Origin of the sequence: Streptomyces albiflavescens (genome assembly GCF_014645835.1) — a bacterium.
GTDB classification, from domain to species: Bacteria; Actinomycetota; Actinomycetes; order Streptomycetales; family Streptomycetaceae; genus Streptomyces; species Streptomyces albiflavescens.
This window is the reverse complement of sequence record NZ_BMMM01000004.1, coordinates 395,438-405,883: the sequence shown is the minus strand read 5'-3', so window position 1 is coordinate 405,883 and position 10,446 is coordinate 395,438. Positions and strand designations below refer to the sequence as shown.

Below are 10,446 nucleotides of genomic sequence, written 5' to 3'. Positions count from 1 at the left end.
ACCCCGCCCGTCTGCCGACCGGTCGGCAGGCCCGGCTCTTGCTGGAGTAGGGTCCGACGATCAGCTACTCCTGCCGTTGAGAGTCAGCCATCAGCGCAGTTCGATGTCTTCACGGGCGGGGCGGTCGAGGTATCCGCTCTCGGGCCTGGAACAGGCCGGACACTTTGTCCGGCTGCACCCATGAGTCCAGGAGCTGCCAGAGCTTTGATCGGATACCCCTCCTACGCTTTTGCGGACAAGGGGAGGGCGGTGCTGGGCAGCCTCACGGAGACCTTCGCTGAAACGCCTCGAAGCTCTGGGTGAACGTTCGGACGTCAGGGAGGGCCTCCCGCCCGGTCGCAGACGGCCCTGGAGACAAGGTGGCTGCAAGGTGGCTGCAGGAACTCAGATATAAACGATCTTGCGGTGACTGGGGAACAAATGCCGCATACTCTTCGTCCCGGCTGATCGGCAAGCTTCAAAGCTCGCCTTCATTCCTGCGGGCAATGTGGCCTGCGACGCGAGGCGCGTTTCAGGTGTTGCCAGCCCTCTGGATCTTGTGATTGGACACTGTTCTTTCGCCTCGGATAGATTTTTCGAATGGCGAATCTGGAAGAATTGCTGCATCAGAGGTTGGCCCCGGCATTTGAGACGGTGGCCGGCGCCCCCGTCGACCCGGTCATCCGACGATCCCAGCACGCTCACTTCCAGTCGGACGCCGCCTTGGCGCTGGTTCGCAAGATCGGTGGCAACCCGCGCGAGATCGCCGGCCGGGTCGTAGAGGCCGCGCAGCTCGATGATCTCTGCTCCTCGGTCGAGATCTCGGGGCCCGGCTTCATCAACCTGACCTTCTCCGACGAGGTTCTCGCACGTCTCCTCACTGACACCATCGGTGACGAGCGGCTCGGCGTACCGCAGGCCAAGACCCCAGAGACCATCGCGATCGACTACTCCGCCCCGAACGCAGCCAAGGAGATGCACGTCGGACATCTGCGTTCGACGATCATCGGCGACGCAGCCGTGCGCCTCCTGGAGTGGCAAGGGCACACCATCATTCGCCAGAACCACATCGGCGAGTGGGGTACCCCCTTCGGCATGCTCGTCGAGCACCTGCTGGACATCGGAGAATCCGAGGCCGCACACGAACTGTCGGTCGGCGACCTCAACGGCTTCTACAGGGCCGCTCGCGTCAAGTTCGACGCCGACGAGACGTTCAAGAACCGCGCCCGCAAGCGGGTCGTCATGCTGCAGAGCGGCGACGAGACGACCCTGCGTCTGTGGAAGACGCTCGTGGACGAGTCGAAGAAGTACTTCATGACCGTCTACGGCATGCTGGGCGTCCGCCTCACCGAAGACGACTTCTTCGGTGAGAGCTACTACAACGACCAGCTCCAGTCCGTAGTGGATGAGCTGGACGAGCTCGGCCTCCTGCGGGCGAGCGACGGCGCCCAATGCGTGTTCCCCGAGGGCTACAGGAACCGGAAGGGCGACCCTCTGCCGATCATCGTCAAGAAGGGCGACGGCGGCTTCGGATACGGCGCCACCGACCTCGCCACGATCCGGCACCGCCTGCGGAACCTCCACGCCACCCGCCTGCTGTACGTCGTGGGCCTGCCCCAGCACCAGCACCTCGCGATGATCTACGACGTGGCACGGGATGCACGCTGGCTCGTTCCGCCCGCCCGCGCCGAGCACGTCGGACACGGGTCGATCCTCGGCGACGACGGCAAGATGCTGCGCACCCGCGCCGGCAAGTCAGTGAAGCTGGTGGACCTCCTCGAAGAGGCCGTGGTCAGGGCATCCGCGGTGGTTGCCGAGAAGAACCCCGAGCTTGATGAAGAGGCCCGTGCCGCAGTCGCCCAGGCGGTCGGTATCGGCGCCGTCAAGTACGCGGATCTCTCCACCGACCGCACGCGGGACTACGTCTTCGACGTCGACCGGATGGTGTCGTTCGAAGGCAACACCGCCCCCTACCTGCAATACGCGCGAGCCCGGATCTGCTCCATCTTCCGCCGCGCTGGTGTGGAAACACCGCTGCAAGGTGTTGAGAAGCTGGTCATCACCGAGCCTGCCGAGCGTGCCCTCGCTCTGGAGCTGCTTGAATTCAGCAGCCTCCTCGCCGAGGTCTCCGAGACGCTGGAGTTCCACAAGCTCGCCAACTACCTGTACGGGTTGGCGTCGGCGTTCACGAGCTTCTACGAGAAGTGCCCTGTCCTGCGCGCCGAGGATGATGTCAAGCAGAGCCGCCTGGCTCTGTGTGATATCACCGCTCGGACACTGGAGCTGGGCCTGGGCCTCCTCGGAATCGATGCCCCTGACCGTATGTGACCCGTGGGCGCCCGCTACCGGCGAGGTACCGGGCGCCAGTTGAGCAATCCCGTTGAGGAGTACGACCGGCACCACCGGCCGTACTCCTCAACGTCGTCAATGCCGTCGTCGAGTACCGCGCGGTAGACATCGATCGACCGGTACTCGGTGCCTCGTGCCACGAGGGATTCCTTGATGCGCAAGATCGCGCTGCGGGTCTCGGAACTCAGTGCGGCGCGCATGGGTTCCACGAGGTCAGCCGAGCGAGGCCCGTCGTAGTCGGCGGGTAGCAGCCACATCTGCACGGTCCAGGGCACGCCGCGAACCCGGTAGCGCACCTCCCAGCCGAGACCAGCATCTGGCTCGTTGACCGCGTTGAGGAACAGGACTCTGTCGACGGCCGGGTCCTGGGCCCACTCGGACACGAGGGAAAACCCGGTATCGACACGTAGAGAACCGTAGATCTCCATGTCGATGTCGGGGGCAACCAGCAGGCCGTACGACATGGCCCCACACAGCTTCGGCACACCGAACTGCTCCCACCGCTCGAGTGGTTGCAGCGCGTTCATGACGCTGCGTGCCTGCTCTTGCCTGGCGTCCTGTCGTTGAAGGGGGGAGGTGCCGTTGTCCGGCACCCGGCCCGCGGTCGCCGGGGCTGTCACCGGTGGGCCTCCATGTACCCGAAGGCGCGGCAGGCTTCCATCAGGCTCTCCGGCACATCCGCGTCTGCCGGCAGGCTCCGGCCGGGCTGGACGACGCCGCTCTTGATGTTGTCCGTGAAGTCGCCGATCCCCTGCACGAACGGGCCGTGATCCGCGGTCCCGTAGTTGAGCATCTCGGGTTCCCACGGCATGTCGAGGTAGGCGCAGATCTCCCGGGACACCTGCTTCGCATCGCGGGTGAGGTCCTCGTAGCGCACGGTGGCGCCGTTGAGGGTACGGCGGGCTGCGTCGAGTTCCCGGAGGTACCTTGTTACCAACTGCTGTGTCTGTGCCGGGTCTTGCTCGGGTCTCCCGGCCAGCGACGACTCCAGGATGTGCAGGGGATGCCGGAGCAGGAAGATGTACCGGGCCTGCGGCCAACACGCGGCGAGCCTGCGCCAAAGCAGTAGGTTGCCGGGGGTCTTGTCCACCACGATGTCCTTGCCTGTGACGGCCAGTTCGCGGTGGAGCATGCGGTCCCAGAGCAGGTGCTCGATCTCCCCCTTCTCCAGGTTCGAGGCTTGCATCGCCATTTCGATGTAGGGGCTGGTGAGCTGGACTTCAAGATCGGCCAAGTGCAGCTCGTGCGGCGCCCGGATCTTGCTGTGAGTGTCCAGGATGCACCGCAGGAGCGTCGACCCGGAGCGTATCGAGCTGAGAATGAACACCGGTGATGGCACCAGGCGATGCAGTGCTGGCTTCGACGGCACGGGCAATCTCCTCGTTTCCTTTCCTGGGTTGATCATCGGCGCCAGAAGTCGATGGGGTCCTTGCCCGGCTTGAAACCGTGAGCTTCGACCATGGCCGCAGTCGCAGCGAAGTTCCGGCCGACGGTCTCCGGCTCGTGGGAGTCACTGCCGAAGGACACCGCTGATCCGCCCTCCTCGTACCACCAGCGCACGACCTCGGCCGCGGGCCAGGGGCCTTGGGTGTTCATTTCGAGTGCCCTGTCCGAGCGGGCCAGGGCACGCAGGACGGCCCGGTACTCCTCTTCGTAGTCGTTCGCGTTGTACGGCTTCGCGTCCTTCGGCCAGGCGCGCATCGGGTAGTCGATGTGGGCGAGGACCTGGAAAACGTCGCTGCTTTCCACCATGTTGAGGGTCTCGATGAGGTAGGTGCGCATCAGTTCCTGGGCGTTGTCGGCCGTGAACAGGAACGGCGCATAGTGGATCTGTCCGTCGACGACCAGCGAGTGCAGCGAGCCGAGGAGCCGGTCAAAGGTCCTACGCTCCAGCAGCGCGCCGATCTCGTCCTTGAACAGGTGGGGCTCACCGAGCTCCATCCCGGAAAGGATCTTGAGATCCGGGTAGCGGTCGCGGCAGCGTTCCAGGCACTCCCCGTACCCGTCCGCGTCGAACAGGCCGCTGTGTGCGTGTGTGTCGATGACACGGACGATGGAGGAGTCTTCCTTCTCTCCGGGGAACGCCCATGTGGTGAAGTCCGCGTGGTCGGTGAAGGAGATGGCCGGCACGCCGAGGCGGACAGCCTCTTCGCAGGCCTTCTCCATCACCGCGGTCGAGGCGTCCCAGGACCACTCCGTGTGGACGTGGTTGTCAGCCGGAAGCGGCTGTCCCGGCCTGGCCTTCCATGCGAAGTCTTCCGTGGCCAACTGATCGTCCTTCCTTGTGTAGTTCAACTGCCGTCGCGGACACCGAGCGCCTGAAGCGCCGTGTGCTCGGCTGGTGATCCCGGGATGCCCAGGTGCTGTGCGACGACCTGCTTGGCGTGGTCGGTCAGCTCATCGAGCTGGGGGCAGGTGCGTACGGTGAGGCGCGTCCCGAGTAGCGCGCGCAGCACCTCCGCTTCGTCTGATGCGGCCAGCTCGGAGTCCACGTGCCCGTGCGTCCGGGCCTGCTGAATGGCTTGGCGAACGCTGCTGCTGTCGAGGGCCTCTTGGCACTGCTGAAGGGTGAACAGTTCGATCGGATACTCGGGGTCCGGTGTGTAGCCGAGGTGGCTTTGGAGTTCGGCGAACCCGGATCGCAGTCGGGTCGTCGTTTCGGCGGTCTCGGGCTCGGCGAGCAGCACGAAGCAGTCGATATCGCTGCCCGGCCCGGCCTGGCCGGTCGCGACGGACCCGTAGATGAACATGCCGATGGCTTGCGGGCACATGTGACGGAGGTACTGGTCGATCGCTGCCGTGACTGTGCTGGTCATTCGGCGTCGTTCCAACCGGCCGGGCCGCTCAGCCGTGGCGCCTCAGGGGTGGTGTTGCCGGATATCTCCGTGAGTATGGCCTGGGTGAGTGGCAGCGCCTCGGCGACCAGCCGTTCCACTGCCACGTCGAGATCGTTCTGGGTGAGCAGCGGGTTGCCCGGACATGCGGCCATGATCGTGTAGCTCGTGCCTCGTCCTGCGCCGACGCGGTCGGCGAGGTCGGCCAGGGAGTGCTCGTCGAAGCAGACCTCGCCGGCCTGGTACAGGGCGGTGTTGATACGGGAGGTGTAGGAGCTGACGATCTTCGCTGCGCGCTTCTTTTCTGCCGGATCCAGCGTCGCGATGGCTCGCCGTATCGCGGGAGGGCAGAACACGAACGCCAACCGGTAGAAGTCGACGTCGTTGAGTCGGACGAACAGCCCTGTCTCGTCGAGCCGCCGTTCCAGGTATCGCACCAGGGCCTGGCGTGACTCGACGAGCGCGCCCAGCGTGTCCCTACCGACGTGGCGGAGAAGCATCCAGGTCGGCAGGCTCTCGAAGCCTCGCGACCCGAGGAAGGGTGTGATCAGCCCGAGGTCCCAGCAGTCGTCCTCCATGACGGTCTTCTCGTGACGGCTGAACTGGGTCAGGACTTCCCGCTGCCGGAAGAGCACGTAGGAGGAGGGGTAGGGGGTGAAGAGGCCCTTGTGGGGGTCGAGCGACACGGAGTCGGCCTGCTCGATTCCGCGCAGGTGCTGCTGCTTCAAGCGTTCGTTGAAGATGAGGCTGCCTCCGTGGCAGGCGTCGACGTGGAACCAGACGCCGTGCTTACGGCACACGTCGGCCAGCTCCTGGAGGTCGTCCAGGCCTGTGGTGCGGCAGTTGCCCGCGACGCCGACCACCATGAAGGGAGTGCGTCCGGACGGCGGATTGGACAGCAGCTTGTCGACGGCCTTCGGGTCCGTGGTGAAGCCGTCTTCGGCGTCGACGGAGAGGACCGCGTCCCAGCCGAGGCCCAGGTGGAAGGCGGAGTCGCTGTGGGAGTAGTGAGCGATCGGGCCGGCCATCACGACAGCGGGCTGGGTGTCGAGGGCCCGAAGGCCGTGCTTGCGTGCCTGCGGGAATGTGTGGCCCAGGGCGGCGAGCATGGCGATGTGGTTCGACAGGTGACCGCCGGTTGTCCACAGGCCGGAGACGTCCTTGACGCCGCGAAGTTCGGTCAGCGGTGCCGTCTCGTATCCGATCAACTCACGCAGCCACTCGATGACCTGGGCTTCCACGAAGGTGGCTGAGGGGGCACTGCGGTCGACAGCGATGAGGTTTTGGTTGAGCAGCGGACCAAGGATGTGGCCGGCGAGGGCAGCCAGGGCGTTGCCGGAGTCGGGGAATGCGAGATACCGGGAGTGGCCCTGCCCGATCGAGTAGCGGGCGACGACATCATTGACTTCGGCGAGTACCTGCCCGAAGCCGGTGCCGTGCTGTGGGAGCGGCTGTGCGATGGACTTCCTCAGCGCGGAAGGGTCGGCGTAGCGCAGAAAGGGCTGTTCCGGCTCGCGGCCGTGTAGGAAGTCCAGTCCAGTCCGCAGGGTCTCCATGAGGTCAGCCTGGTGCTTGTCGCGTGCTTCGGCGCTTCCGACCAGGTACGTGTCCCGGGCTGCCCGTGTCACGCCGCCGACATGCGTGCCCAGGTGGAACAACAGGTCGTCGACCAGGCGCGCAGGATCGGTGTCCAGACGCTCGTACCAGTTCTCGGTGCTGTGGCGTGCTTCGGCCAGAGCGGCCGTACCGGTAGCTTCCAGGACCTCGATGAGGCTATCGGTGCGCATCGCGGGACGGTCGTCGCCGGTGGAAGCCAGACGGATGGTGCGGCAGATGTCCGCTTCCATGGCCGCCTCGAACGCTTCGAGGCATCCGACCAGCGTCGCTTCGTCTCCGAGCCGGGACAGCTGCTGGAAGAGGCGGACTTCCTGGGCTACGGGCAGGAAGTCACCCCAGAAGTGGCCCAGTTCGTGCCCGTAGAGGGTTCCGTTGTCGCGTGACTGCTCGGGGCGGTTGTGGCGGCCTTCGAGACGGAGCGACTGCATCAGAAGGTCGCGGCGTTGCCCCCAGGTGACGGACTCAACGGCAAGCAGGGCCTTCTCGAACGGGTCCGCGGGAAGCGCGTGGGCGTCCGGAATCCGAGGCGCTCCGTCGTCGTTGGCGAAGATCTCGTGCGCCTCGCCGGGGGTCAGGCTGTCCGCGAAGAAGATGCGGTGCCACAGCAGGCACTCGGCTGCTCTGGCCGGCGCAGTCGCGGTGTCGACGACTTCCTCGAAGTCGATGAGGACGATCATGTCGTTGCTGAGGAACATGTTCCTCGGCGCGAAGCCCTGCCAGATCAGGCCCGCATCGAGCATGGCCCGCCGCAAGTCTCGTAGGGCAGTGACGACATGGTGCCGTTCAGTCGGAGCGAGGTTGCCCGAGCGCAGCTGGTCCTCGAGCGTGATGCCGAGGTTCTGGGAGAACGCCCAGGGGTCTGTGTCGTCCCCTGCCTGGACGAGCGCGTACGCGCGTTGGACGGTGAACTGGAGCCGGCCGTCACCGGCAGTCCGCGGGAGGAGACCGGTGATCAGCGCCTCGTTGGTGCGCCTGGTGCCCACGGATGTGGAAGGCCACAGCAGAGCCACCAGGTCGTACGGCAGTGGCCCGTCTGCCGGGACGAGCCGCGCTTGGCGCGAGGGGTGGATAGGAACCGCGGTTTGCGCCAGGGGAGCCTGCCTGGCCAGGAAGGCTTCCAGTTCGACCGTGGTCGTGAACAGCTCCTGGAGGGCGTTCACCAGGTTCTTGTCGCCGCTGAACGTCAGCGGGCTGTTTGTCCCGGCCGGTGCGACAGCGGTGGCCCCTGTCAGGGCACTGATGGCGTGGTGCGGATGACGGACGGCGAGTTCCCGCGCCGCCGCCAGGTCCTCGGGGGCCGCGGAGGCTTCCATCTGTGTGAGGACGATGGAGTACCGGCTGCGGAAGCGGTCGGAGATGCGCCGATTTGCTTCCATGGCCGTACGCCACTGCGCCAGCCGCTCGGCGTACGGGCGTGCTGGTCGGTGTGTCTGTGGAGCTGACCTCATGCCACCGCCCCCTCGTTCTTGTCCATGACCGGGCGGAACCGCTGTTCCAGTTCGGCTAGGACGTGTGCCTTCATCTCGGGGTCTTGCGTGTGGTACATCGAGCCCGGCTCGACCTTGCGGTCGCAGTGGAAGATCTCGATGGGCCAGCTCTCGGGGAAGGCGATGTGGCGGCCCCCTGTGGTACCGACATGCGACACGAGGTCTTCCCAGTTGTAGCTGAGGTCGTGCCGGTCGATGAACACGTCGAGGTCGAAGGCACCGAACCGGTTGGCGACGGGGGTGAACCGCTGCACGTCGTAGGCGATGAAGTGGGTGGACAGCCGGTTCACCGAGCGCACCCCGGGCTCGATCTCGTCACCCTTGTCTTCGAGCTTCCATGACCATTGGTCGTAGTCGCTCACCTTGCTCAGCACGGGTACGTGCGGGTGGCGCTCGAAGAGGCGCCGGCAGGCCCCCAGGGGATCGAAGGACGGGTCGGTTCGATACATGACCACGTCGTCTTCGATAACGATGAGGTAGGGAGAACGCAGGTCGAAGAATCTGCGGTGCCCGTTGTTCGACGCGTCTCCGGAGGGGACGAATCGGTCGCGCCGGCGGACGCGCAGTTCGTCGACTCCCCATTGGTCGAGATGGCTGGTGAGCCGGGCGATGGTCTCGGGTGGAGTTCCGTCGCAGTGCAGCACCACTTCGTAGGTCTCCTGGGTGTGCCGGGTCAGGGCTTCCAGGCAGCGCGGCAGGGTCTGGCTGAGCAGCGCGAGGTCCTTGTGGAAGAGGAAGGAGATCCTGAAGGTGGGATCTCCCGCATTGCTGTTCTGCACTGTGCCTCTGGGTTGACCTGTCTGCTTCACGTGGTCTCCTCCTGGGCTGGGGACTGCTTCGTGCTGCTGATCGCCATAGGGCTGGTTGTGCGTCGCCGCGGTTCGTCGAAGACGCCGGAAGGGTCACGTGGAGCGCGACCTGCTATGCGGATCCAGGTGTTGAAGGCGGTGCACTGGAGCCCGTACCGGAGGTCAGCGATGATCCGAGCGGTCGTGTCGGTGAAGTGCCTGCGCTGTGCCAGCCGGAGGGCGCTCCGTTCACGGCGGTAGGGAGCGCCGGCGAGCCGGTAGTCCGAGCTGTAGTCGGCAGCGAAGTGAATGAGTGCGGGCGCAACTTTCATGCCGTTCTTGTCGAAGGCGCAATCCCCGTTGAGTACGTCAAGTTGGAGTGGGCCGCTGATGCCGATGGGGGTTGCGGACGTGACCGCGGTGAGGTCTTGTGCGTGGATGCCGCTCTCGGCCAGCGCCATGGCGAGAAGGGGCTCATCGGCGATTCCACGCCGGAAAGGATGGAGCCCCAATTCCTGGTAGCCATCGGCGAGTTGACGGGCTCGCCCGAAGACCTTTCGCGTTGTTTCCGTGGGACGTATGAGCATCAGCCCGCTGTTGCACTTGGGCAGCCAGGTTGAGCTTGCCTTGCGGCACATCGAGGCGACGTCGCCGTACCAGACGTTCTCCTGGGCCGGGGTGATGTCGCGGCCGACCACTCCGATGTCGGATTCGTCGAAGAGGTCGAAGACCGGCTCGACGGGGCGTACAGCGAGTGCGTCGGCATCAAGGTAGAGCGTGTACGGGTAGGGCGCGTACCTGTCGAGGTGCAGCTTCTGGCGGCAGTCATCCGACTGCGTCCCACCTACCTCGATGACGTCGTCGTACAGCTCGGCGGCGGGACAATTGCCATCATCGGTGGCCAGCGTGCGGTGCAGCCCGGGTGAGTGCCGCTGCAGAGAGAGGGCCAGTGTGTGCGCCTGGCGGTGATACCGCTTGTGACCGTAGGCAAGGACCAGGATTCCACGCTTGGGGTGTTCGCTCACCTTTCGGATCCCACGCTCATGCGGATTGGGGCTGGGCGGCACGGCCCTCATGAACTATCCCTTCGCTTCATCTGCATTGCGGTCTTACGCACTCCCGTACGCCTGTATCCAGGAATCTGACGAGTTGACAAAACGGCCGCGAGGGGGTTCGTGTAATACCACGACGCGATATCACCGGCTCGAGCCCTGATGGGTGCGGTCTCGTCCGGACGAGTTCAGGATTCGCCTTGCTTCCCATGGCCATTACGTGCGTCGCACGGCCTGTCGCGTCTTCAGGCCTGTTTGACCATGGGCAAGCAACTTCCGACTGAGGATGGCCTCATGGGGGACTGACGTCTATTGCTGGAGTGATATCACCGCAGTGATG

The 10,446-nt window shown here is 65.2% G+C and carries 8 protein-coding genes; 1 reads left to right on the top strand and 7 read right to left on the bottom strand.

The window, feature by feature from the left end:
* Positions 1–579 precede the first annotated feature (579 nt).
* The gene (gene argS, locus IEY95_RS14180; protein WP_189186335.1) at positions 580–2,307 is read left to right on the top strand and encodes an arginine--tRNA ligase; all 1,728 of its coding nucleotides are present in this window, start codon (positions 580–582) and stop codon (positions 2,305–2,307) included.
* A gap of 14 nt (positions 2,308–2,321) precedes the next feature.
* On the opposite strand, the gene IEY95_RS14175 is transcribed toward argS, so the two are convergent.
* The 7 genes from IEY95_RS14175 to IEY95_RS14145 are packed head-to-tail and all read right to left on the bottom strand — an operon-like array spanning position 2,322 to position 10,079.
* Entirely contained in the window at positions 2,322–2,948 is a 627-nt protein-coding gene (locus tag IEY95_RS14175) for a hypothetical protein (protein WP_189186334.1), read from the bottom strand.
* Positions 2,945–3,697 carry a sulfotransferase family protein gene (locus tag IEY95_RS14170; protein WP_229702911.1) on the bottom strand — a complete coding sequence of 251 codons (753 nt, stop codon included), beginning with the start codon at positions 3,695–3,697 and terminating at the stop codon, positions 2,945–2,947. Before IEY95_RS14170 ends, IEY95_RS14175 begins: the two co-directional genes overlap by 4 nt.
* Before the next feature lie 32 nt (positions 3,698–3,729).
* Positions 3,730–4,596, bottom strand: a complete 867-nt coding sequence (locus tag IEY95_RS14165) for a histidinol-phosphatase HisJ family protein (protein ID WP_189186332.1) — start codon at positions 4,594–4,596, stop codon at positions 3,730–3,732.
* A gap of 23 nt (positions 4,597–4,619) precedes the next feature.
* The gene (locus tag IEY95_RS14160; protein ID WP_189186331.1) at positions 4,620–5,144 is read right to left on the bottom strand and encodes a nucleotidyltransferase family protein; all 525 of its coding nucleotides are present in this window, start codon (positions 5,142–5,144) and stop codon (positions 4,620–4,622) included.
* Positions 5,141–8,227, bottom strand: a complete 3,087-nt coding sequence (locus IEY95_RS14155) for a pyridoxal phosphate-dependent decarboxylase family protein (protein WP_189186330.1) — start codon at positions 8,225–8,227, stop codon at positions 5,141–5,143. Before IEY95_RS14155 ends, IEY95_RS14160 begins: the two co-directional genes overlap by 4 nt.
* Positions 8,224–9,075, bottom strand: coding sequence for a glycosyltransferase family A protein (locus tag IEY95_RS14150; protein ID WP_229702908.1), 852 nt, complete (start codon positions 9,073–9,075; stop codon positions 8,224–8,226). The genes IEY95_RS14155 and IEY95_RS14150 overlap by 4 nt, the downstream gene beginning before the upstream one ends.
* Entirely contained in the window at positions 9,072–10,079 is a 1,008-nt protein-coding gene (locus IEY95_RS14145) for a glycosyltransferase family protein (RefSeq protein ID WP_189186329.1), read from the bottom strand. The genes IEY95_RS14150 and IEY95_RS14145 overlap by 4 nt, the downstream gene beginning before the upstream one ends.
* Between the last annotated feature and the right edge of the window lie 367 nt (positions 10,080–10,446).

What these genes read in the sequence shown, in the direction of transcription:
- argS (WP_189186335.1), top strand. Translation starts at nt 580, where the DNA reads ATGGCGAATCTGGAAGAATTGCTGCATCAGAGGTTGGCCCCGGCATTT.
- IEY95_RS14160 (WP_189186331.1), bottom strand. Translation starts at nt 5,144, where the DNA reads ATGACCAGCACAGTCACGGCAGCGATCGACCAGTACCTCCGTCACATG.
- IEY95_RS14155 (WP_189186330.1), bottom strand. Translation starts at nt 8,227, where the DNA reads ATGAGGTCAGCTCCACAGACACACCGACCAGCACGCCCGTACGCCGAG.